Raw genomic sequence first — 22446 nt, 5'->3', positions numbered from 1 at the left:
CCACTGACCGAGGAACCCGAGGTCTCTGCGGACAACGATAGGCGAGCTTCCCTCAGCATCGCCGGACTGGCGCCTGACGCCGCCTCACAGTGCTCGATCGAGCGTGGCCACCGGAGCGCCGCGGACGCAGCTGCCGTGCCGCCGAACGGGATCCGGCGAACGACCGGACGCGATTCGCGGAGAGAAGAGCAGTGGTGCCCCTGGAGGGACTCGAACCCCCAACCTGCTCCTTAGGACGGAGTCGCTCTTCCATTGAGCTACAGAGGCCGGTGCCGTCCAGTGTACCGATCGCCCGGAGCCGTCGCTCTTGACACGGCACGAGCTGCATGATTGGTTAGTTACTGCACCAACGAACCAACACACCACGAACCACCGACACCGAGGGAAGGAGCCCCATGGACGACTCCCGCCCGATCTTCCTGCAGATCGCCGAGCAGATCGAGAACGACATCATCGCGGGCGCGCTGCCCGAGGAGGACCAGGTCCCGTCCACGAACGAGTTCGCCGCGTTCCACCGCATCAACCCGGCCACGGCCGGCAAGGGCGTGAACCTGCTCGTCGACGAGGGCGTCCTGTACAAGAAGAGGGGGATCGGCATGTTCGTCGCCGAGGGAGCGCGCGACCGCCTGGTCGAGAAGCGCCGCACGCAGTTCCGCGACCAGTTCGTCGCACCGCTCCTCGCGGAGGCCGCCAAGCTCGGCCTCACCCGCGAGCAGCTCACCGCCATGATCACCGACATCGAAGGAGGATCGCGATGAGCGCGGTCATCGAGGTCGCCGGCCTCAGCAAGCGCTACGGCAGCACGCACGCCGTCGCCGACGTCAGCTTCACCCTCGAGGAGAACCGGATCCACGGCCTCCTCGGCCGCAACGGCGCCGGCAAGACCACCCTGATGTCGCTGCTCACCGGCCAGGAGTTCGCGAGCACCGGCAGCATCCGCGTCTTCGGCGAGACACCCGTCGAGAACGCCGCCGTCCTCTCCCGCACCTGCTTCATCAAGGAGAGCCAGAAGTACCCGGAGGACTTCAAGGTCACGCACGTCCTCCGCAGCGCCCGCTGGTTCTTCGAGGGCTGGGACGAGGAGTTCGCCCAAGAGCTCATCGTCGACTTCCGCCTCCCGCTCGACCGCCGCGTCAAGAAGCTCAGCCGCGGCCAGCTCTCCGCGATCGGCGTCATCGTCGGCCTCGCCTCCCGCGCCCCGCTGACCTTCTTCGACGAGCCGTACCTCGGCCTCGACGCCGTCGCCCGGCAGCTCTTCTACGACCGCCTGCTCGCCGACTTCGGCGAGCACCCGCGCACCGTCGTCCTCTCCACCCACCTGATCGACGAGGTCAGCAGCCTCCTCGAGCACGTCCTCGTCATCGACGACGGCCGCCTGCTCGTCGACAGCGACACGGAGGAGCTGCGCGGTGCCGCCGCGACCGTCACCGGCAGCCGTGCGGCGGTCGACTCCTTCACCGAGGGCCGGGAGGTCCTCTCCCGGAGCGGAGTCGGCGGCCTCGCCACCGCGACGCTCCCCCACCTCGGCACCGCCGACCGCGACGAGGCCCGCCACCGCGGCCTCGAGCTCGAGCCCGTCTCGCTCCAGCAGCTCGTCGTCCAGCTGACCACCGGAAAGGCCGCCTCATGACCGCCCTCGCCCCGCAGCGCTCCGTCGCGCGCCACCGCCTGCTCAGCATCGTCCGCCTGCACCTCGCGAACCCGGCGACGCTGCTCGTCACTCCGCTCGCGATCCTCGGCGCGATCTTCGTCGGCAGCCTGATCATCTGGCTGCTCGTGCTGCGGATGGTCGGCGTCCCGGCCGCCGGCGGCGACTCCGGCGTGCAGATCACCGGCGGCACGACCTTCATCTTCATCTACATGCTGGTCGTCGCCGTCCAGGCCACCAACGTCACCTTCGCCCTCGCGCTGGGCTACGGCTCGACCCGCCGCGACTACTCCCTCGGCACAGCACTAACCTTCTTCGGCATGTCCGCCGCCTGGACCGTCCTCTACTCCACGATGTCCGCGCTCGAGCAGGCGACGAACGGCTGGGGGCTCGGCGGCTACATGTTCCGCGCCGCCCCCTACAGCGACGTCTCCTGGCTCGCCCAGACCTTCGCGGTCTTCAGCCTCTTCCTGTTCTTCTTCTTCGCCGGCTCGGCCGTCGCCGCGGTCTTCGTCCGCTGGCGGGCCACGGGGATGACCGTCTTCTTCCTCGCCCTCGCCGCGCTGATCGTCGGCCTGATCGCCCTGCTCACCCTCACCGAGAGCTGGGACTCCGTCTGGCTCGCCTTCCAGGCCATCGGCTTCACGGGCGCCTTCGCCCTGCTGCTCGTCCCGACGGTCCTGTCCGCGGTCCTCGGCGCCCTGATCCTGGGCCGAGCCACCCCGCGCGGCTGATCCGGCCGCACAACATCAGCTGAGCGAGGGGGGCGTCCGCTGAGGAGCGATGCCCTCCCGTCTCAGCTGATGTTCTGCGGCGAGCAGCCCCGTCCGGACGGCGCCCCGCCACCCGCAAGGCCCCGCCGCCCGCAAGGCCCTTCCGCCCCGCCCGCTCGCCTGGGAGCGTTGCAGCATGGCCGCATCCCTCACCACCGCCGCTGCTCAGCACGTCTGGGCCGCCCGCGACGACAGTCCGCTCGACCCCGCCACCCTCGACACGATCGACGCGTGGTGGCGCGCCGCGAACTACCTCGCGGTCGGCCAGATCTACCTCCTCGCCAATCCGCTGCTGCGCGAGCCCCTCGCGAGGGAGCACATCAAGCCGCGCCTGCTCGGGCACTGGGGCACGACTCCCGGCCTCAACCTGATCTACGCGCACCTCAACCGCGCCATCGCCGAGCGCGCGCAGCCGACCCTCTACATCACCGGCCCCGGCCACGGCGGACCGGGCATGGTCGCCAACGCCTACCTCGACGGCACCTACAGCGAGATCTACTCGCACATCGACGAGACCGAGGACGGCCTGCGCCGCCTCTTCCGCCAGTTCAGCTTCCCCGGCGGCATCCCGAGCCACGCCGCCCCCGAGACCCCCGGCAGCATCCACGAGGGCGGCGAGCTCGGCTACTCGCTCAGCCACGCCTACGGCGCCGCCTTCGACAATCCGGACCTGCTGGTCGCCGCCGTGGTCGGCGACGGCGAGGCCGAGACCGGCCCGCTCGCCACCAGCTGGCACTCGAACAAGTTCGTGAACCCCGCGACCGACGGCGTCGTGCTGCCGATCCTGCACCTCAACGGCTTCAAGATCGCCAACCCGACGGTCCTCGCCCGCATCCCGCACGAGGAGCTCGAGAGTCTCATGCGCGGCTACGGCCACGAGCCGTTCACCGTCGAGGGCGGCTTCGACGGCGAGGACCCGATGCGCGTGCACGAGCGCTTCGCCGCGGTCCTCGACACCGTGCTCGACCGCATCGCCGCGATCAAGGCGCGCGCCGCCGAGGGCGACCTCACCCGCCCGGCCTGGCCGATGATCATCCTGAAGACCCCGAAGGGCTGGACCTGCCCCGCGGAGATCGACGGCGTGCAGGTCGAGGGCACCTATCGCGCGCACCAGGTCCCGCTCGCGAACGCCCGCGACACCGAGGCGCACACCCGCCTGCTCGAGACCTGGATGCGCTCCTACCGTCCGGAGGAGCTCTTCACCGAGGAGGGCGGGATCGCCGACCGTGTCCGCTCACTCGCCCCCGAGGGCGAGCTGCGGATGAGCGCGACGCCGCACGCCAACGGCGGCCTGCTCCGCCAGACCCTCCGGCTGCCAGACTTCCGGCGCTACGAGGTCGTCGTGCACGAGCCGGGCGGCACCGTCGCGGAGGCGACGAAGGTGCTCGGCGAGTGGCTCGCCGACGTCATCCGCGAGAACCCGGCGAACTTCCGGATCTTCGGCCCCGACGAGGTCGCCAGCAACCGGCTGCAGAGCGTCTACGCCGCGACCGACAAGCAGTGGAACGCCGAGCTCAGCCCGCTCGACGACCACCTCGCCCGCGCCGGCCGCGTGATGGAGGTGCTCTCCGAGCACCAGTGCCAGGGCTGGCTCGAGGGCTACCTGCTCACCGGCCGGCACGGGCTCTTCACCTGCTACGAGGCCTTCATCCACATCATCGACTCGATGTTCAACCAGCACGCGAAGTGGCTGGACGGCACCCGCGACATCGAGTGGCGCCGCCCGATCGCGAGCCTCAACTACCTGCTCTCCAGCCACGTCTGGCGCCAGGACCACAACGGCTTCAGCCACCAGGACCCGGGCTTCATCGACCACGTCGTCAACAAGAAGCCGGAGGTGGTGCGCGTCTACCTGCCGTTCGACGCCAACACGCTGCTCTCCGTCTACGACCACTGCCTCCGCAGCGTCGATTACGTCAACGTCGTCGTCGCCGGCAAGCAGCCCGCTCCCGCCTGGCTCACCATGGCGGAGGCGGTGGCGCACTGCACCCGCGGCCTCGGCATCCTGGAGTGGGCGAGCAACGAGCGCCGCGGCGCGTCACCGGACGTGGTGATGGCCTGCGCCGGCGACGTGCCGACCCTCGAGACCCTCGCGGCCGTCAGCATCCTCCGCGAGGCGCTGCCCGACCTCGCGATCCGCACCGTCAACGTCGTCGACCTGATGCGGCTGATGTCCGAGTCCGAGCACCCGCACGGACTCTCCGATCGCGAGTTCGACGCGGTCTTCACGCCCGACCGACCGGTGATCTTCGCGTACCACGGCTACCCGTGGCTGATCCACCGGCTGACCTACAAGCGCACCGGCCACGGCAACCTGCACGTCCGCGGCTACAAGGAGAACGGCACGACGACCACGCCGTTCGACATGGTGATGCTCAACGACCTCGACCGCTACTCGCTGGTGATGGACGTCATCGACCGCACACCCGGCCTCGGCGCGAAGGCGGCGGGCCTCCGCCAGGAGATGCAGGACGCCCGGATCCGCGCCCGCGCGTACACCCGCGAGCACGGCGAGGACATCCCCGAGGTCGCGAACTGGACCTGGTCCGGCTCCCGCTCCGGCAACGCCTCCGAGGCCACCGGCGGCGACAACGAGTAGCCCCGCCCCCACCTCCGCCCCGCACCCCGCGAGATGCCACTTGTGCACGCGACACGCCGTGTCGGGCGTGCACAAGTGGCATCTCGCGGCGGGGGTCAGGCGGCCGCCGCCGTGAGGTAGTCGTCCCACTCGGGCTGGGTGCGCTCGGCACCGCGCACGAGCCAGGAGCCGGCGCGCGGCATCCGCGGCACGGAGCGCAGCTGCCAGCCCATCTCGAGCGGCGTGCGGTCGCTCTTGACGTTGTTGCAGCGGTGGCAGCAGGCGACGAGGTTCTCCCAGGTGTCCCGCCCGCCGCGCGACTTCGGCTGGATGTGGTCGATCGTGTTGGCGTGCTGGCCGCAGTAGCCGCAGCGGTGGTTGTCGCGCCGCAGCACCCCGCGGCGCGAGACCGGCACGCTGCGCGAGCTCGGGATGCGGACGTAGCGCGTCAGCACGATCACCGAGGGCCGGATGTAGTCGCCGGTCGCTCCGTGCACCGGGTGCTCCTGGTCGGCGACGATGATCATCGCCTTCTCGGTCATCAGCAGCACCAGCGCCCGCTTGAACGACACCACCGCGAGCGGCTCGTAGCCGGCGTTGAGGACGAGTGTGCGCATCAGTGACCTCCGTGCTGTCGCACGCCGCCGCACGGAGACGCCGCGACCACGCGAAAGGGCGCCGTCGTGATGACGGCGCCCTTCGAGGCCGCGGCGCAGAGCCGCACGGTGACGTGGTGCCGTATCCGAGTGTCGGCGGAGTGGAGTGCGGCGAGGAGGATCCCCGCCCGGATCGCGTCGGTGCGCCGCACGCGCGAACGCAGCCCCACGCAGTGGTGCCCGTTCCGCTCGGCCATCCCGGCACTCCGTCCCTCGACGAATCGCTCCGCTCGCCACGCGAGCGGACTGAGATTCAGATTAACCCTTCGCGCCCGGAACACCAGAGGAACCGGGGTTTTCGTCATCCGCAGTTCACACGGCGCGCGGTGGGCCGGCACTGCCGGGCACGCGGAAGAGCCCGCCCCGGTGAGGGGACGGGCTCTCGGCCGATGCTCGCGGTCGTCGTCAGCCGGAGATGCGGACGATCGTGTAGTCGGTCGTCCAGATCGGCTGCACGCGGACGCTCGCGCCCTCGTACGGCGCGTGCAGGATGTTGCCGTTGCCCGCGTAGAAGCCGTCGTGGCCGGGCATGATCACCAGGTCGCCGGGCTGCGCCTCGGACACCGGGATCTGCGTGCCCATGGCCGCCTGGCCGGCCGCCGAGTGCGGCATCGAGATGCCGTACTGCGCGAAGACGTACATGACGAGGCCGGAGCAGTCGAAGCCGCTCGGGTCCGCACCGCCGAAGACGTAGGGCACGCCCTGGTACTGCAGCGCCGTGTCGAACACGGCGGAGAGGCTGTAGCTCGTGCTCGGCGCGCTCGCCGCGAGCTCGCTGGCCGAGGCGCCCTCGTAGGAGTTGAAGCTCTCTGCGGTCTCGGCGCGGGCCTCGGCGACGTCGCTGGTGTCGACGACGGGCTCGACGACCGGCTCCGGCTCGGGCGGCGGCGGCGCGGCCTCGGCGGTGAAGCCGTCGCGGGCGATCGCGGCCTGGACCACTCCCCCGGCGACGGCGACGGTCTGCGCGTCGCCCTGTCGCAGAAGGTCGGCCTGCGAGGCGGCGAACAGCCCGTCGCTCTCGGTGCCGGGCGAGAAGGCGTAGGCCGGCAGCGCCATCGTCGCGACGAGCGCTCCGGCGAATCCGACGATGGCGACCTTGCCGATCGTGCGGCCGCGGCTGCGCTTGCGCGGCGAGCCGGCAGGCGTCGGGACGAAGTCGGTGACGTCGGCCCGGCGGGACGGCGCCGTGGGCACGGCCCGGCGGGCGACGGGCGCCTCGTCGGTGTAGCGGGCGCGGATCACCGGCGGACGGTTCTCGAAGGAGGACGCGTTGCGGGGGCTGTCCGGGTGGGTGGAGCGGAACCGGTCGGGGGAACCGGCGGGGGTGGTGGGGTTCTGGGGCAAGGGGGAGGACCTCCGACGTCCCGCCAGCCCAGGCAGCTGTCCCGTCTCGAGTGCGCGAAGCATCGGCGTTCACGGAGTCCGAGACGGGAAGGGACGTCGGACCCCGCGCCTCACGACCGGGGTTCGGGCGCAGGGCTCCACAGAGCGTAAGCGACCGTTACCGATTTGTCACCAACCGGAGACGAGATCGTGTCCCGCTCCGACCCTCCGATGCTGTAGTGCGCGTGGAGCGGACGTTCAGCTGACGAGGAAGATGTGCGCAGCGACCTCGTTCGGCAGCTCGATGCCCGCCTCCGCGCCGTCGATGCGCACGAGCACGTAGCCGTTGAGCGCCGAGAACTCGCCCTCGGCCCCGGGGACGACGCCGGCCTGCTTGAGCTGCAGCAGCAGCTCCGGGTCGACCTGCGCGGGCTCGCCGAGCCGGCGCACGGTGCCGCGCTGCGGCTCGGCCGAGCCGGCGACGAAGCGGGGGATGCTGATGACGCCGTCCGCAAAGCGCGACGCCGGGGTGTCGCCCAGCTCGTCGAGCCCCGGGATCGGGTTGCCGTAGGGCGACTCGGTGGGGTGGTCGAGCATCTCGAGGAGGCGGCGCTCCACCTGCTCGCTCATCACGTGCTCCCAGCGGCACGCCTCCTCGTGCACGAACTCCCAGTCGAGCTTGATGACGTCGTGGAGGAGGCGCTCGGCGAGGCGGTGCTTGCGCATGACGTGGATCGCCTTGCGGCGTCCGTCGCCGGTCAGCTCGAGGTGGCGATCGCCGGAGACGACGACGAGGCCGTCGCGCTCCATCCGGCCGACGGTCTGCGAGACGGTGGGGCCCGAGTGGCTGAGCCGCTCGGAGATGCGGGCCCGCAGGGGAATGATGTTCTCCTCCTCCAGCTCCAGGATGGTGCGCAGGTACATCTCGGTCGTGTCGATCAGATCCGTCATCTCAGCCTTCCGGTCTCAGCGCGCACAACCTTACTGGGCACCGTGTCCCGTCTCCGTCGACGGGGCAGGGCGCAGGGCCTCCGATGGTCGAAGGCGGGGCGGGCCGGGAACCCTAGTATTAACGCATGCCGGACGTCACCATTCCTCGCGAGCTCCTCCCCCACGACGGGCGGTTCGGCTGCGGCCCGTCCAAGGTGCGGCACGACCAGCTCGCGCACCTCGCGACGCAGGGCGCGCACCTCCTCGGCACCTCGCACCGGCAGGCCCCGGTGAAGAACCTGGTCGGGTCCGTGCGCGAGCACCTCGCGACGCTCTTCCGCATCCCCGAGGGCTACGAGGTCCTGCTCGGCAACGGTGGCTCCACCGCCTTCTGGGACGCGGCCGCCTTCTCGCTGATCGACCGCCGCGCCGAGAACCTCACCTTCGGCGAGTTCGGCCAGAAGTTCGCGAAGGCGGCGTCCGCGCCGTTCCTCGAGCCCGCGCACGTCGTCTCGGCCCCGGCCGGATCGCGCAGCGAGGTCGAGGTCCTCGAGGGCGTCGACGTCTACGCCTGGCCGCACAACGAGACCTCCACCGGCGTCATGGCGCCGGTCCGCCGCGTGCACGGCGACGAGGGCGCGCTCACGGTGATCGACGCGACCAGCGCCGCCGGCGGCATCGACTTCGACGCGGCCGAGGCCGACGTCTACTACTTCGCTCCGCAGAAGAACTTCGCCTCGGACGGCGGCCTGTGGTTCGGCCTCTTCTCGCCGGCCGCGATCGAGCGGATCGAGCGGATCGCGGCGAGCGGCCGCTACATCCCCGAGTTCCTGAGCCTGCAGAACGCCGTCGACAATTCGCGCCTGAACCAGACGCTGAACACCCCGGCCCTTTCCACTCTGCTGCTGATGGAGTCGCAGCTCCAGTGGATGAACGAGAGCGGCGGACTGGCCTGGGCGTCGGCGCGCACCCTCGAGTCCTCGTCGGCGATCTACGACTGGGCCGAGGCCTCGCCGGTCGCGACCCCGTTCGTCGAGGTGCCCGAGCACCGCTCGCAGGTCGTCGCCACCGTCGACTTCGACGCCTCCGTCGACGCCGCGCTGATCGCGAAGATCCTGCGCGCGAACGGCATCGTCGACACGGAGCCGTACCGCAAGCTCGGCCGCAACCAGCTGCGCGTGGCGACCTTCGTCGCCATCGAGCCGGACGACGTCCGCTCGCTGCTCGGCTCCATCGACCACGTCATCGAGCGCCTGGCCGACTGAGCGACCGGGGAACGGGGAGGCGCGGGATGAGGCTCTGGCTCCGTCCGGACGAGCGCCGCCCCGCTCCCCCGCCCTACGCCTCCGACGACGCGACGGCGCTCCTCGCAGGCTGCATCGTCTGGGTGCTCGCCCTCGTCGGCGTGCTGATCGCCGTGGCGGCCGGCGCGTCCGTACCGCCGCTCGTCCTGTCGACCGTCGTGATCGGCGTCGTCCTCGGCACGATCGGCCTGTTCTACAGTCGCAACCGCCGCTGATCCACCGGCGTCCGCGCGCGTGGTGCGCGAGGTCGGCGCCGTGGCCGAGCGAGGGCGTCCCCGCTCGGCCGGGTCCTCACCGGCGGCGGCGCCGTCGTCCGCGACCGCTGCCGCCGCGTCGTCCGGCGGCCGAGGCCACCGACCCGTCCTCGGCGCCGGAGTCCTGGCCGTCCGAGTCGTCCTCATCGGAGTCGTCGTCGTCGTCGGAGTCGTCCTCGTCGGAGTCGTCGGAGTCGTCGTCGTCGTCGTCGTCCGAGTCGTCCTCGTCCGAGTCGTCGTCAGCCTCGTCGTCGTCGAGGATCTCGTCCTCGTCCGCCTCCGCCGCGTCGCCGTCGACGACGGTGTCGTCGTCGTACTCGTCGTCCTCGGTCTCGTCGCGCTCACCGCTGGCGTCCTGCGCCGCGCGGTAGTCCGCGAGCCGGACCGACCACGGCACCCAGTCGGGCGCGAGCACCGAGCCCTCGCCCGGCAGCAGCTCGACCTCGAGGACGTTGACGTCCCCGGACTCGTCGATCCTCGACAGCGTCGCCGTCCAGAGCCAGCCCGGGTAGCCGCGCATCAGATTCGTGAACTGCAGCGAGACCACGTGCTCGCCCTGGGCGAGCGTCGCGACCAGGTCGCCGATCGTGTCGGCGGTCGTGATGTCGAGGAGCGCCTCGCGCGCTCGGTCCTCCGAGCCGGCGAGGACGGCGTCGAGCTCGTACACGGGCGCGGGCTCCAGCTCTCCGGCGGCCGCTGCGGACCCGGCGTCCGGGTCTCCTCCGTCGTCGGAGTCCTCGTCGGAGTCGTCCTCGTCCTCCTCGTCGATCTCGTCGCTCCAGACCGCCGGCACGGGAGTGCGCAACGCCGGGACGCCGTCCTGCGAGTCCACGGGACCCTCGGTCGTGGCCTCGGACCCGGTGTCCGGAGTCTCGTCGGTCTCGGGCGAAGGATCGCCGGTCGTCTCGCCGGCGTCAGGCATCGAGCTCGTCCGCGACCCGGCGCAGCAGCGTCGCGATGGTGCGCCCGTGGGCCTTGTCGGGGTAGCGGCCGCGCTTGAGGCCGGTGCCGATGCCATCGAGCAGCTTGACCGTGTCCTCGACGATCACGGACATGTCGTCGGCCGACTTGCGGCTGAGCTTGACCATGCTGGGCGGGGTGTCGATGATCCGGGCCGAGAGGGCCTGCGCACCGCGCTTGCCGTCGGCGATGCCGAACTCGAGGCGGGTGCCGGCCTTGACCGCGGTCCCGGAGGGCAGCGCGGAAGCGTGCAGGAAGACCTCCTGGCCGTCATCAGTGCTGATGAAGCCGAAGCCCTTCTCCTCGTCGTAGAACTTGACCTTGCCGGTAGGCATGCAGAACCCCTCCTGGAAATGAAGCAGCCATCAGTTTAGAGGACGGCACCCGCCCTATCCTTGACCCGTGAAGCCACAGCAGCCCGCGGGCATCGGACGCGCGGAGCGCGTGCTCGCCTACATGTTCGTCGCGATCATCGTCGTGACCGTCATCGCGTTCATCGCCGTCCTCGTCGCGCCGATGATGGGCGTCCGCGACTACAGCGGGAGCCTCTGGCAGTTCGTCCTCGCGCTGCCGCTCGTCGGCCTGCCGATCGCGTTCCTCATGATGATCGCGATGCTCGTGGTCGGCGTCCGCCGCCGCCGTTCCTCCTAGCGGAGACCTCTCCGGCCGTGCCGAGCCCTCGACGAGCAACCGGTCACGCGACTCCCAGACTTCATCCAGGCCACGCGCAGATACTGTCCGCATGGACGGACCCCGCATTCTCATCGTCGACGACGAGCCCAACATCCGCGACCTGCTCACCACGAGCCTCCGCTTCGCCGGCTTCGCCGTGCGCGCGGTGGGCAACGGCGCCCAGGCGATCTCCGCAGTCCTCGAGGAGGAGCCGGACCTCATCATCCTCGACGTGATGCTGCCGGACATGAACGGCTTCGGCGTCACCAAGCGCCTGCGCTCGGCCGGCTACACCTCGCCGATCCTCTTCCTCACGGCGAAGGACGACACCGAGGACAAGATCACCGGTCTCACCGTCGGCGGCGACGACTACGTCACCAAGCCGTTCAGCCTCGACGAGATCGTGGCGCGCATCAAGGCGATCCTCCGCCGCACGATGCACGCCGAGGAGGACGCGGTCATCCGCGCCGGCGAGCTCACGATGGACCAGGACACGCACGAGGTCCTCGTCGGCGACGAGCCGGTCGAGCTGAGCCCGACCGAGTTCAAGCTGCTGCGCTACCTGATGCTCAACCCCAACCGGGTGCTCAGCAAGGCGCAGATCCTCGATCACGTCTGGGAGTACGACTTCAACGGCGATGCGGGCATCGTCGAGTCCTACATCTCCTACCTGCGACGTAAGCTCGACACGCATTCGGAGGAATCGCTCATCCAGACCAAGCGAGGATTCGGATACATGCTGAAGGTCGCGAAGGTCTGACCTCCGCCGCCCCGGCGCCGGCCCCGTGAGGGGGCGGGCGCCCGCACGATCTCGAGGGAGTTCCACCGCCATGCACCAGGGTCTGGCCGAGCGGTGGAACTCCATCTCGCTGCGCACGAAGATCACGGCCGTCACCGTCCTCCTGCTGACGCTCGGCCTGCTGGTCTCCGGCATCGGCACGATGACGATGCTGAAGCCGCAGCTGATCTCCCAGCTCGACGCGCAGCTCGCGGACAAGGTGCAGAAGGTGGCGACCGACCTGTCGGCACAGGGGGTCTCGCAGTTCTCCGAGTCCGACGACTACTACGGCGCCGTGTACGACTCCTCGGGGACGCTCGTCTACTCCAACGCTGCGCAGGGCACCGACCCCGCCTTCCCCTCGCGCTACACGATCGAGGAGGCCCTGAACGCCTCCAGCGAGCCGAACACGCTGATGAGCGTCAACGACCGGATCGAGTACCACGCCGTCTCGACGGTCTACTCCCGCGGGAACGACTACCAGACGCTGCTGCTCGCCACGTCGACCCGCGACATCGACAACATCATGACGATCTACCTGACGATCTTCCTCGGGTTCGGCGTCGCGATCGTCGTCATCGGCGCGATGCTGACGCGGCTGCTCGTCACCACCACGTTCGCTCCCCTGCGCCAGGTCGAGCAGACCGCCGCCGCCATCGCCGACGGCGACTTCAGCCAGCGCCTGGACGGCACCACGCCGAACACCGAGGTCGGCCGCCTCAACCGCTCGCTCAACGCGATGCTGGTGCGCATCGACAGCGCTTTCCGCGATCGCGCCCGCACCATCGACCAGATGCGCCGCTTCGTCGGCGACGCGAGCCACGAGCTGCGCACCCCCCTCGTCTCCGTCCGCGGCTACGCCGAGCTCTACCGGATGGGCGCGCTGCAGACGCCCGAGGCGGTCGGCCAGGCGATGGAGCGCATCGAGAAGGAGGCGATCCGGATGGGCGGCCTCGTGGAGGACCTCCTCGAGCTCGCCCGCCTCGACGAGACCAAGCCGCTCGCCCTCTCCCCCGTCGACCTGATGCCCCTCGCCCGCGACGCCGCCATGGACGCGATGGCCTCCTGGCCGGACCGCGACTTCGGCGTCGAGACCCGCGACGACACCCCCGTCGAGACGCCCGCGCTCGAGATGGACGAGCCGTCCGGCACCGCGACGCAGACCATGGAGGTTCCGGCCGCCGCCGGGCTCACCGGCCCGATCGCGGCCGCCGGCGCGCGCCTCGCGCGCTTCCGCCGCCGCCCCCGCCGCGTGCCGGCCGAGGACCTCGCCGCGGGCACCGCGCCCGAGCCCGAGCAGGTCGGCGTCCCGGCGCTCGTGATGGCGGAGGAGAACAAGATCCGCCAGGTGCTGACCAACCTGATCGGCAACGCCGTCCGCTACACCCCCGAGGACACCCCGATCGAGGTCGGCGTCGCCGTCGACCGCGCGCGGAGGCTGGCGTTCCTCGAGGTCATCGACCACGGCGAGGGCATCCCGCCGCAGATCCGGGAGAAGATCTTCCAGCGCTTCTGGCGCGCCGACACCTCGCGCACCCGCGAGACCGGCGGCAGCGGCCTGGGGCTCGCGATCGTCTCCTCCATCGTCGCGGCGCACAAGGGCCGTGTCGACGTCGTCGAGACTCCGGGCGGCGGCGCCACCTTCCGGGTCGCCCTGCCTCTCCTCACCGTCGACCCGGACGGCGATCCGTCCCCAGCTGCGGCCTGACGGCCCGCGCGGCCGACGCGGTCCGCCCTAGGTTCTCTCCCACGCGCCGAACGGCGCGGACAAGTGAGAGGACCTGACATGACCCACTTCCAGACCGACATCGAGGCGATCAGCACCGCGAGCGGCTCGATCCACGGCTCCGCGGACCGCATCCGCGCCGAGGTGGCCGGCATGCTCGGCCTGCTCACCGGCCTCGAGAGCTCGTGGACGGGGCAGGCCTCGACCGCGTTCCAGGGGGTGGTCGGCCTCTGGCGGACCACGCAGGGGCAGGTCGACGACGGGCTCGAGTCGATCGCGCTCGCCCTGGGGGCGGCGGGGCAGCAGTACGCGGAGACCGAGGAGGCCAACGCGCGCCTGTTCGCGTTCTGACCCGCGGGCGGCGTCCTCGACCGTCTGCGGGCCGAGGACGCCGCCCGGGAACGCCGAAGGCGGCTCCCCCGGAGGGGAACCGCCTTCTGCGTCGTTCGGGTCGGACTAGAAGTCCATGCCACCCGTGGGGTCTCCGCCTGCGGCGACGGGGTTCCGCTCGGGCTTGTCGGCGACGACGGCCTCCGTGGTGAGGAACAGACCGGCGATCGAGGCGGCGTTCTGCAGAGCGGAGCGCGTGACCTTGACCGGGTCGATGATGCCGGCGGCGATCAGGTCGACGTACTCGCCGGTCGCGGCGTTGAGGCCGTGTCCGGTGGGCAGCTCGCGGACCTTGGCGGCGACGACACCGGGCTCGAGACCGGCGTTCAGCGCGATCTGCTTGAGCGGCGCATCGATGGCGACCTTGACGATGTTCGCGCCGGTCGCCTCGTCTCCGACCAGCTCGAGCTTCTCGAAGGCGAGCTTGCCGGCCTGGATGAGGGCGACGCCACCACCGGCGACGATGCCCTCCTCGACGGCGGCCTTCGCGTTGCGGACGGCGTCCTCGATGCGGTGCTTGCGCTCCTTGAGCTCGACCTCGGTCGCGGCTCCGGCCTTGATGACCGCGACGCCACCGGCGAGCTTCGCGAGGCGCTCCTGGAGCTTCTCGCGGTCGTAGTCGCTGTCGGTGTTCTCGATCTCGCCGCGGATCTGCGCGACGCGACCGGCGATGGCCTCGGCGTCGCCGGCACCCTCGACGATCGTGGTCTCGTCCTTGGTGATGACGACCTTGCGGGCCGAGCCGAGCAGGTCGAGGGTGACGTTCTCGAGCTTGAGGCCGACCTCCTCGGAGATGACCTGGCCGCCGGTGAGGATCGCGATGTCCTGGAGCTGCGCCTTGCGACGGTCGCCGAAGCCGGGGGCCTTGACGGCGACCGACTTGAAGATGCCGCGGATCTTGTTGACGACCAGGGTCGCCAGCGCCTCGCCGTCGACGTCCTCGGCGATGATCAGCAGCTGCTTGCCCGCCTGGATCACCTTGTCGACGACGGGGAGGAGGTCCTTGATGTTCGAGACCTTGGAGTTGACGATCAGGATGTACGGGTCCTCGAACACGGCCTCCTGGCGGTCGGGGTCGGTGACGAAGTACTGCGACAGGTAGCCCTTGTCGAAGCGCATGCCCTCGGTCAGCTCGAGCTCGGTGCCGAAGGTGTTCGACTCCTCGACGGTGACGACGCCCTCCTTGCCGACCTTGTCGATCGCCTCGGCGATGATCGCGCCGATCTCGGGGTCCGCAGCGGAGATGGAGGCCGTGGCCGCGATCTCCTCCTTGGTCTCGATCGCCTTGGCACCGGCGACGAGCTCGGCGGTGACGGCCTTGACGGCCTTCTCGATGCCCTTCTTCAGGCTGATCGGGTCGGCGCCGGCCGCGACGTTGCGCAGGCCCTCGCGGACGAGCGCCTGGGCGAGGACGGTCGCGGTGGTGGTGCCGTCGCCGGCGACGTCGTCGGTCTTCTTGGCGACCTCCTTGACGAGCTCGGCGCCGATCTTCTCGTACGGCTCGTCGAGCTCGATCTCCTTGGCGATCGAGACGCCGTCGTTCGTGATGGTGGGGGCGCCCCACTTCTTCTCGAGCACGACGTTGCGGCCGCGCGGGCCGAGGGTCACCTTGACCGCATCGGCCAGGGTGTTGAGTCCACGCTCGAGGCCGCGGCGGGCTTCTTCGTCAAAAGCAATGATCTTGGCCATGTGTGTTCTTCGTCCCTCCCGGACGTCAGGGGAATTCCGTCGTTGGCACTCGACTGGAGCGAGTGCCAACAGCGATTCTGGCACTCACCCGGGAGGAGTGCAAGTGACGTCGGCGCCTGGCGCAACGCGAGGAGCCGCCGTCCGCACGAGGCGGACGACGGCTCCAGGCAGGGCGGGGGCCTCAGACCACGCGCACCGATTCGGCCTGCGGACCCTTGGACCCGGTGCCGACCTCGAACGCGACGTGCTGGCCCTCTTCGAGGACCTTGTATCCCGACATGTCGATGGCGGAGTAGTGGACGAACACGTCCTGTCCGCCGCCGTCGACCGTGATGAAGCCGTAGCCCTTCTCAGAGTTGAACCACTTGACGGTTCCGTTCGCCATCTCTCACTCCCAAAGTGCTGTGCTGCCTGCGACACGAGCGATGCGCAGGTGCCTGACTAGGGAGCATAAGCCAGCGTTTCGGCCCGGAATGGGGCGGAAAGCGCCCGGGGGAAAGAGTTGTCCGGGATTCAACATGAATTAAACGTGCCGGAAACAGAGCACCCCCGGAGAGCGGCTCGACGACCGTGTTCCGGGGGTGCTCGCGGCCTCTCGCTACGGCGTCGGGTAGTCCGAGCCGAGCACGACGACGACGGCGCCGGTCTCGACGAAGTCCGCGGTCAGGACGATCGTCCCGACGCCGAGCGACTGGACGACGCCGAGCGCCGCTCCCTCGAGTCGCGGGTCGGTGTAGTAGACGGTGGTGGCCGCCTCGTCCTCGGTGTTCGCGTTCGCGACCGTGGGCACGCTCCAGCCCGCAGCGGCCAGCGCCTCCCCGGCGTTCGCGGCGAGGCCCGCCGTCGCCGTTCCGTTCAGGACCGCGAGCGCGAGGGTCGGGTCGACGGTCGGCGTCACCGCCGGGGTCGCCTCCGTCTCGGCGATGCCGGTGGGCGGTGTGAAGACGTCGTTGAACTGCACCCGGTTGTCGATCACCAGCAGTCCGATGAACCCGAGCAGCACGACCACTCCGGTCGCCAGCGCCGCCCAGGCCAGGGCGACGGCCCGGGCGTGCGGGGCGGGCGGGCGACGGTGGGCGCCGACGCGGCCCTCGGTGGCCGGGATCTCGTCGAAGCGGTCCTTCGGAGCGGTGGTGGTCATCGTCGGTACGGCCGGCCTTCCGTCAGTGGGCCCGAGCAGCTCGTCTACTCGGGGCGCCCGAGGCGGCGCGCGGCGCGGGCGCCGGCGCGCCCGTCGCGGATGCGCTGCAGCCGCTTGACGAGCATCGGGTCGTGCGCGAGGGCGGCCGGTGAGGCCAGAACCGCGCTGAGCACCTGATAGTAGCGGGCGACCGAGAGGCCGAACCTCTCCCGGATCGCGTCGTCCTTGTCCCCGGCGCGGGCCGTCCACTCGCCCTCGAACTCGAGGACGCGGCGGTCCCGCTCGGACAGGACGGCGCCCGTGCTGCGCTCGACGTCCGTGGCCCTGCTCATCCCTCCACAGTAGGGAGGGACGGCTCGGCGGCGGCTGAGGCGCTCCGGTACATGCCGATGTGCGGGATGCCCGCCTCGTCGAACTCGTCGCCGAACGGCTCGAAGCCCGACCGCGCGTAGAGACCCGCGATGTACGACTGCGCGTGGAGCAGGAGCGGCTCGTCCCCGTGGCGCTCCAGGACCGCGCTCACCAGCCGGTGCGCGAGGCCCTCGCCCCGCCGGTCGGCCCGGGTCACCACCCGCCCGATCACCCGGTGGGCGTCGCGGTGCTCGGGCCGCTCGTCCCGGAGGGTGCGGAGGTAGGCCGCCGTGCCGCGCTCGTCGGCGATCCACCAGTGCCGCGTCGTCGGCTCCAGATCGCGGCCGTCGAGCTCCTCGTCGTCGACCCGCTGCTCGCGCAGGAACACGTCGGTCCGCAGCCGCGCGAACGCGTAGACCTCCTCGGTCGTGAGTTCGCTCCACGCCTTCGAGATCACGGAATTCAGCTGCACGGCGGAGAGTTTACGAGAGGTAAGGGGAGCGCCCTCCCCCGTACACTGACCAGGATTCCTAGGGAGACCCATGTCGTCGTATTCCGTCAACAAGACCGACGCCGAGTGGCGCGAGGAGCTCGACCGCGAGCAGTACTCCGTGCTGCGCCAGGCCGCCACCGAGCGCCCGTGGACCGGCGAGCTGCTCGACGAGCACCGCGAGGGGCTCTACACCTGCGCGGCGTGCCACGCCGAGCTGTTCAAGAGCGGCACCAAGTTCGACTCCGGCTGCGGCTGGCCGAGCTTCTACGAGTCCATCCGCCCCGACGCGGTGCAGCTCATCGAGGACAGCACCCTCGGCATGGTCCGCACCGAGGTCCGCTGCGCCAACTGCGGCTCGCACCTGGGCCACGTCTTCCCGGACGGCTTCGGCACGCCCACGGGAGACCGCTACTGCATGAACTCGATCGCGATGAACTTCACGACCGAGGGCGAGTGACCGTGTCCGCGACTCCCGTGCTCGAGGCCGTCCTGGCCCGGCGCTCCCGCTCGAAGGTGACCGCGGAGGCGCCGGGGCACGAGGAGATCGCGGCGTACGTCTCGGCCGCCTCGCGGCTCGCCGACCACAGCTCGCTCCGGCCCTGGCGGGTCATCGAGATCCGCGGGGCGGCGCGCGACCGCATCGGGCGCAGCTTCGCCGCCGCGTCCGGCGACAAGAAGGACGCGCGCAAGCACATCGAGAAGACGCACCGCGCCTCCCTCCTCCTCGCGGTCGTCGTGAGCGTGAAGAAGTCGAAGGTCCCGGCCTGGGAGCAGGAGGCCGTCGCCTCGGGTGTCGCGCACCTGCTCAGCCTGCTGCTCGACGAGGCCGGGTGGGGCGTCTTCTGGCGCACCGGCTCGTACACCCGCGCCAAGGCCGTGCGGAAGGCGCACCGCCTGGAGAAGGGCGAGGAGCTCCTCGGCTGGCTGTACGTCGGCCGGCCCGACGGCAAGATCGGCGGGCCGAAGCGGCCGACGCCGGCCGAGCGGCACCTGAGCATCCTCGAGCCGTGATCCGCCCGCGCGGGCCGGAGCCGAGGCGGCTTCCGGCCCCGCGATAGGGTGGCCCGGTGCGGTGACGCACCTGCCGACGTGGCGCAATTGGTAGCGCACCCGACTTGTAATCGGGCGGTTACGGGTTCAAGTCCCGTCGTCGGCTCCGAGGCGGCCTCGTGAGCAGCCGATCGACCACCCGCTCCCCCGCGACCCCCTGCTGCGTCCGGCCGTCCGGCGGCAGCCCGGCGTACGGCAGTCCTCGCAGCCTCCGCGTGATCGGCTTCTCGAGCCAGCGGTGGATGACGATCCCGGCGACCAGCGAGACGGCGATCGTGCCCGCGGCGGAGAGCACTCCCGATCGCAGGCCGATCAGTGCCAGGACGGCGGGCACGACCGGCCCGATCAAGGGATGGAAGAGGTACAGGCTGTAGGACGCCTCGCCCAGGGCGAGCAGCGGTCGCCGGAGGACGCGGTTCGCGCCACGACGCGATGCCAGTCGCCGGAAGAGCGGTTCGGCCAGGACCACCGCGACGAACGCGGCGGTGACGATCCCCTTCCGGAAGAGCGCGTCGCGCTCCCAGGAGATCCCCTCCGGCGCGAGAGCCGCGACGACGGTGAACACGGCGGCGGCGCCCAGCGCGAGGAGCAGGCCGCGGCGCGCGCGCGGGAGCCCGGCGATCCTTCCGATCGCCATGCCGACCGCGAAGTACAGGACGAGCGGGTCGAAGTAGACCGCCCAGGCCGGCCAGTCCTCGGCGGGGCGGAGGAGATGGCCCGACGCGACGACGAGCACGACCGTCGACGCGAACACGAGGACGTTCCGCCGCAGGAGCGGCCCGAGAGTGAAGACCGCGTAGAAGGCCGTCTCGTAGGTGAGGGTCCACCCGACGCCGAGGAGCGGCTCCACAGCGCCGTCGGGGTTGCGCGCGGGCAGGAAGAGGTAGGACGCGACTCCCGACCACGGGGTGAGGGCGGCGTGCAGCACTGCCCCGGGCAGGACGAGGAGCGACGCGATCTTCAGGGTCGTGGCGATCCAGTACAGCGGGACGATCCGGATCACGCGGCGGACGGCGAAGAACCGCCAGCCGCCCCGCACCTCGAAGGGACCCGCGGTGACCGCCATCACGAAGCCGGAGACGACGAAGAAGACGTCGACACCCGCTGCGGCACCGTTCCAGACGGCGATCGAGTCGTCGAGGCGCTCGTGCGCGTAGAACGTCGCGTGCGCGATGACGACCAGGAGAGCCGCGACGAAGCGCAGGGCCTGGACGCCCTCGACGATCGGTGTGCCGGCGGTCGTCGGCGTCACGATGTGCGGCGTGGTCATGGGGCCCCCCGGAGAGATCGGGTGAGCCTATCCACGAGCGCGAATAGCCGACGCGGAGGCGCGGAATCGGCTGTCGCGCGATCGTGGACCGTCCTCCGTCCCGCAGCGCGTCCCCGTGGCGACCGGGCTCAGGCCTCCCGAGGAGCACGACGAAGGGCCCCGGTCTCCCGGGGCCCTTCGTGTGTTCCGACCCGTCTCAGCGGGCTCGCGGTCTAGCCCGCGGCGGGCGTCGGGGTCGGCGTGGCCGAGGAGTAGGTGTCGGCGGCGGCCGAGAGCACGAAGGAGCTGAAGGCGTCCGCGTCGGTCAGCGAGCCGGTGTAGGCCTCGCCGTTGACGAGGACCGTCGGGGTGCCCGAGACGGACGCGACCTCGGTGCCCGGCAGCGGGCCGGAGGTCGCGCGCTCGGTGGCCGCGCGCACCCAGCTGACGAAGGACTGGTCGTCGATGCAGGAGTTCACCGCGGCGGTGTCCTCGACGCCCGCGTCGGCGGCGGCCTGCTTGAGCTGGTCGTCGGAGAGGCCGTCGGTGCCCTCCGCCGGCTGCTCGGCGAACAGCGCCGCGTTGAAGTCGAAGAAGGAGTCGGGCGACCGGTCGGCGACGCAGGCCGCGGCGTTGGCCGCGCGCTCCGAGTACTTGGTGCCGTTCGAGCGGGTGGTCAAGATGGCGATCGGGTGGATCTCGACCGTCGCGGCACCGCTGGTGACCCACTCCTTGATCTGGTCGCCGTTGGTCTGCTCGAACTGGCCGCAGTACGGGCAGAGGTAGTCGAGGTAGACCCGGATGTCGACGGTGCCCGTGGAGGTGTCGAGCACGCTCGGGGTCGGGGTGCCGTCGGCCGGGATCGCCGGGGTGGTCGAGGCGACCAGACCCTCGGTGACGAGGACGCCGTCGCTCGCCATGTTGGCGGGGCCGGGGCCGGCCGGGCGGATGCTCGAGGTGACGGCGAAGACGACGACCGCGACGATGGCGATCACCACGATCGCGAGACCGCCCTGCAGGGCGAAGCGGCTGACGCGATCGCGGCGCTTCTGCTGCTCGCGGAGTCGGCGGGCCTTCTCGCGGGCGGCCTCTCGACGCTGGTTCTTCGAGAGACGGTCGTTGGCTCCGCCGATGGTCATGACAAGAACGCTCCGAATGAGAGAGGAAGAAGTGCCGCCGGGCTGCGACTCGCCGGAATCCTACGCGCGAGCCCTGGGAAACCTCCAAACGACGGATACCGCCGGGTCCCGGCGCCCGCCGTCGGACCGCGGCTCCCCCCGTCCAGTGGCGCGTGGCATACTGTGACGGTTGGTCGGAGTCGCCCACGCGACGACGACCGTCACTTCCATTCACTCGGATCGTCCGGCACGTACCTGCCGGTGAAGGAGCAAGAACAATGGCGTCCGTAACCTATGACAACGCGTCCCGCGTCTACCCCGGGGCCACGCGTGCCTCGGTCGACAAGCTGAACCTCGAGGTCGGAGACGGCGAGTTCCTCGTCCTCGTCGGCCCCTCCGGCTGCGGCAAGTCCACCTCCCTGCGCATGCTCGCCGGCCTCGAAGAGGTCAACGAGGGCCGCATCCTGATCGGCGACCGCAACGTCACGGACGTTCCGCCGAAGGACCGCGACATCGCGATGGTCTTCCAGAACTACGCGCTCTACCCGCACATGTCGGTCGCCGAGAACATGGGCTTCGCGCTCAAGATCGCCGGCATCAACAAGGACGAGCGCGCCGCGCGGGTCCTCGAGGCCGCGAAGATGCTCGACCTCGAGCCCTACCTCAACCGCAAGCCGAAGGCCCTCTCGGGTGGCCAGCGTCAGCGCGTCGCGATGGGTCGCGCCATCGTCCGCAAGCCGCAGGTGTTCCTCATGGACGAGCCGCTGTCGAACCTCGACGCCAAGCTCCGCGTCCAGACCCGCACGCAGATCGGCACGCTCCAGCGCCGCCTGGGCATCACCACCGTCTACGTCACCCACGACCAGACCGAGGCGCTCACCATGGGCGACCGCATCGCGGTCCTCAAGGACGGACTGCTCCAGCAGGTCGGCACGCCCCGCGACCTCTACGAGAACCCGAACAACGTCTTCGTGGCCGGCTTCATCGGCTCGCCCGCGATGAACCTGTTCCACGCGGACGTCACCGACGGCGGCGTCAAGTTCGGCGACACGGTCCTCCCGATCGCCCGCGAGGCGCTCGCGAAGACCACCCAGAAGGTCGTCACGCTCGGTGTGCGCCCCGAGGACGTCACCGTCTCGACCCAGCCCGGCGGCCTGCCGATCGAGGTCGACCTGATCGAGGAGCTCGGCTCGGACGGCTACCTCTACGGCCACACCGAGGTCGAGGGTCGCCGCACCGACATCGTCGCGCGCGTCGACGGCCGCGTGCACCCGACTGCGGGCGACCGCGTCTACGTGACCGCGAACCACCGCGTGCACATCTTCGACGGCGAGTCGGGACTGCGCCTCTCCTAGGCTCCGCC

25 protein-coding genes and 2 tRNA genes are annotated in these 22446 nt (G+C 70.7%); 14 read left to right on the top strand and 13 right to left on the bottom strand.

Annotation, left to right across the window (positions count from 1 at the left end; all coding sequences use genetic code 11):
* Positions 1 to 192: 192 nt before the first annotated feature.
* A tRNA-Arg gene (locus MT355_RS04940) sits at positions 193 to 267 on the bottom strand.
* 128 nt (positions 268 to 395) lie between these two features.
* On the opposite strand from MT355_RS04940, the gene MT355_RS04935 reads away from it, so the two are divergent.
* From MT355_RS04935 to MT355_RS04920, 4 genes are all read left to right on the top strand, one after another.
* On the top strand, positions 396 to 758 hold the full coding sequence (locus MT355_RS04935; protein ID WP_123445182.1) for a GntR family transcriptional regulator: 363 nt from the start codon (positions 396 to 398) through the stop codon (positions 756 to 758).
* Entirely contained in the window at positions 755 to 1630 is an 876-nt protein-coding gene (locus MT355_RS04930) for an ABC transporter ATP-binding protein (protein WP_243598749.1), read from the top strand. Before MT355_RS04935 ends, MT355_RS04930 begins: the two co-directional genes overlap by 4 nt.
* Positions 1627 to 2382, top strand: a complete 756-nt coding sequence (locus MT355_RS04925; protein WP_243598748.1) for an ABC transporter permease — start codon at positions 1627 to 1629, stop codon at positions 2380 to 2382. The genes MT355_RS04930 and MT355_RS04925 overlap by 4 nt, the downstream gene beginning before the upstream one ends.
* A 175-nt stretch (positions 2383 to 2557) precedes the next feature.
* Positions 2558 to 5020, top strand: coding sequence for a phosphoketolase (locus tag MT355_RS04920; protein WP_243598747.1), 2463 nt, complete (start codon positions 2558 to 2560; stop codon positions 5018 to 5020).
* 95 nt (positions 5021 to 5115) lie between these two features.
* On the opposite strand, the gene MT355_RS04915 is transcribed toward MT355_RS04920, so the two are convergent.
* The 3 genes from MT355_RS04915 to MT355_RS04900 all read right to left on the bottom strand — a co-directional run bounded on the left by MT355_RS04915 (position 5116) and on the right by MT355_RS04900 (position 7929).
* Positions 5116 to 5616 carry an HNH endonuclease gene (locus MT355_RS04915; RefSeq protein ID WP_243598746.1) on the bottom strand — a complete coding sequence of 167 codons (501 nt, stop codon included), beginning with the start codon at positions 5614 to 5616 and terminating at the stop codon, positions 5116 to 5118.
* Between the two features lie 444 nt (positions 5617 to 6060).
* On the bottom strand, positions 6061 to 6999 hold the full coding sequence (locus tag MT355_RS04910) for a C40 family peptidase (RefSeq protein WP_279392132.1): 939 nt from the start codon (positions 6997 to 6999) through the stop codon (positions 6061 to 6063).
* Between the two features lie 237 nt (positions 7000 to 7236).
* Positions 7237 to 7929, bottom strand: a complete 693-nt coding sequence (locus MT355_RS04900) for a metal-dependent transcriptional regulator (RefSeq protein ID WP_123445176.1) — start codon at positions 7927 to 7929, stop codon at positions 7237 to 7239.
* 125 nt (positions 7930 to 8054) lie between these two features.
* Here MT355_RS04900 and serC point away from each other — a divergent pair, with 125 nt between their 5' ends.
* Both serC and MT355_RS04890 read left to right on the top strand, forming a co-directional pair.
* A complete protein-coding gene (serC, locus tag MT355_RS04895) occupies positions 8055 to 9173 on the top strand; it encodes a phosphoserine transaminase (protein WP_243598745.1) in 1119 nt (372 codons plus the stop codon).
* Positions 9174 to 9199: 26 nt separating this feature from the next.
* Positions 9200 to 9427: a DUF2530 domain-containing protein gene (locus MT355_RS04890; RefSeq protein ID WP_243598744.1), complete on the top strand. Its 228-nt coding sequence runs from the start codon at positions 9200 to 9202 to the stop codon at positions 9425 to 9427.
* Positions 9428 to 9503: 76 nt separating this feature from the next.
* On the opposite strand, the gene MT355_RS04885 is transcribed toward MT355_RS04890, so the two are convergent.
* Complete coding sequence (locus MT355_RS04885) at positions 9504 to 10388, bottom strand: DUF3027 domain-containing protein (protein WP_243598743.1); 885 nt, start codon at positions 10386 to 10388, stop codon at positions 9504 to 9506.
* On the bottom strand, positions 10381 to 10761 hold the full coding sequence (locus MT355_RS04880; protein ID WP_123445172.1) for a cold-shock protein: 381 nt from the start codon (positions 10759 to 10761) through the stop codon (positions 10381 to 10383). The genes MT355_RS04885 and MT355_RS04880 overlap by 8 nt, the downstream gene beginning before the upstream one ends.
* A 67-nt stretch (positions 10762 to 10828) precedes the next feature.
* On the opposite strand from MT355_RS04880, the gene MT355_RS04875 reads away from it, so the two are divergent.
* The 4 genes from MT355_RS04875 (at position 10829) to MT355_RS04860 (ending at position 13953) form a co-directional block, all read left to right on the top strand.
* Positions 10829 to 11077 carry a hypothetical protein gene (locus MT355_RS04875; RefSeq protein ID WP_243582849.1) on the top strand — a complete coding sequence of 83 codons (249 nt, stop codon included), beginning with the start codon at positions 10829 to 10831 and terminating at the stop codon, positions 11075 to 11077.
* Between the two features lie 91 nt (positions 11078 to 11168).
* Positions 11169 to 11858: a response regulator transcription factor gene (locus tag MT355_RS04870; protein WP_085475163.1), complete on the top strand. Its 690-nt coding sequence runs from the start codon at positions 11169 to 11171 to the stop codon at positions 11856 to 11858.
* A 70-nt stretch (positions 11859 to 11928) separates the two neighbouring features.
* A complete protein-coding gene (locus MT355_RS04865) occupies positions 11929 to 13584 on the top strand; it encodes a cell wall metabolism sensor histidine kinase WalK (protein ID WP_243598742.1) in 1656 nt (551 codons plus the stop codon).
* 78 nt (positions 13585 to 13662) lie between these two features.
* Positions 13663 to 13953 (top strand): WXG100 family type VII secretion target, encoded by a 291-nt coding sequence (locus tag MT355_RS04860; RefSeq protein WP_123735107.1) that lies wholly within the window; start codon positions 13663 to 13665, stop codon positions 13951 to 13953.
* A gap of 105 nt (positions 13954 to 14058) precedes the next feature.
* Here MT355_RS04860 and groL read toward each other — a convergent pair whose 3' ends face one another.
* The 5 genes from groL to MT355_RS04835 form a co-directional block, all read right to left on the bottom strand.
* Entirely contained in the window at positions 14059 to 15681 is a 1623-nt protein-coding gene (groL, locus tag MT355_RS04855) for a chaperonin GroEL (RefSeq protein WP_123445169.1), read from the bottom strand.
* A gap of 181 nt (positions 15682 to 15862) precedes the next feature.
* On the bottom strand, positions 15863 to 16066 hold the full coding sequence (locus MT355_RS04850) for a cold-shock protein (RefSeq protein WP_123445168.1): 204 nt from the start codon (positions 16064 to 16066) through the stop codon (positions 15863 to 15865).
* A 213-nt stretch (positions 16067 to 16279) separates the two neighbouring features.
* Positions 16280 to 16822, bottom strand: coding sequence for a LytR C-terminal domain-containing protein (locus tag MT355_RS04845; protein WP_243598741.1), 543 nt, complete (start codon positions 16820 to 16822; stop codon positions 16280 to 16282).
* A 44-nt stretch (positions 16823 to 16866) separates the two neighbouring features.
* A complete protein-coding gene (locus MT355_RS04840) occupies positions 16867 to 17154 on the bottom strand; it encodes a DUF3263 domain-containing protein (RefSeq protein ID WP_123445166.1) in 288 nt (95 codons plus the stop codon).
* The gene (locus tag MT355_RS04835) at positions 17151 to 17645 is read right to left on the bottom strand and encodes a GNAT family N-acetyltransferase (RefSeq protein ID WP_243582848.1); all 495 of its coding nucleotides are present in this window, start codon (positions 17643 to 17645) and stop codon (positions 17151 to 17153) included. The genes MT355_RS04840 and MT355_RS04835 overlap by 4 nt, the downstream gene beginning before the upstream one ends.
* A gap of 70 nt (positions 17646 to 17715) precedes the next feature.
* On the opposite strand from MT355_RS04835, the gene msrB reads away from it, so the two are divergent.
* The 3 genes from msrB (at position 17716) to MT355_RS04820 (ending at position 18822) form a co-directional block, all read left to right on the top strand.
* Positions 17716 to 18123, top strand: coding sequence for a peptide-methionine (R)-S-oxide reductase MsrB (gene msrB, locus MT355_RS04830; RefSeq protein ID WP_123445164.1), 408 nt, complete (start codon positions 17716 to 17718; stop codon positions 18121 to 18123).
* Positions 18120 to 18677, top strand: a complete 558-nt coding sequence (locus MT355_RS04825; RefSeq protein WP_123733794.1) for a nitroreductase family protein — start codon at positions 18120 to 18122, stop codon at positions 18675 to 18677. The genes msrB and MT355_RS04825 overlap by 4 nt, the downstream gene beginning before the upstream one ends.
* Positions 18678 to 18749: 72 nt before the next feature.
* Positions 18750 to 18822 (top strand) — tRNA-Thr (locus MT355_RS04820).
* Here the strand turns inward: MT355_RS04820 and MT355_RS04815 are convergent.
* Together MT355_RS04815 and MT355_RS04810 are read right to left on the bottom strand one after the other, a co-directional pair.
* Positions 18796 to 19986, bottom strand: coding sequence for an acyltransferase (locus MT355_RS04815; protein WP_243598740.1), 1191 nt, complete (start codon positions 19984 to 19986; stop codon positions 18796 to 18798). The two genes, MT355_RS04820 and MT355_RS04815, sit on opposite strands and share 27 nt — an antisense overlap.
* A gap of 212 nt (positions 19987 to 20198) precedes the next feature.
* Complete coding sequence (locus MT355_RS04810; RefSeq protein WP_123445161.1) at positions 20199 to 21104, bottom strand: thioredoxin domain-containing protein; 906 nt, start codon at positions 21102 to 21104, stop codon at positions 20199 to 20201.
* Positions 21105 to 21361: 257 nt separating this feature from the next.
* Between MT355_RS04810 and MT355_RS04805 the strand changes: the two genes are divergently transcribed.
* A complete protein-coding gene (locus MT355_RS04805) occupies positions 21362 to 22438 on the top strand; it encodes an ABC transporter ATP-binding protein (RefSeq protein WP_123702257.1) in 1077 nt (358 codons plus the stop codon).
* The last annotated feature ends 8 nt before the right edge of the window (positions 22439 to 22446 follow it).

The organism is Rathayibacter sp. VKM Ac-2929 (genome assembly GCF_022815495.1).
GTDB classification, from domain to species: Bacteria; Actinomycetota; Actinomycetes; order Actinomycetales; family Microbacteriaceae; genus Rathayibacter; species Rathayibacter festucae.
The sequence above is the reverse complement of the archived record's forward strand: the minus strand, read 5'-3'. Positions and strand labels throughout refer to the sequence as shown.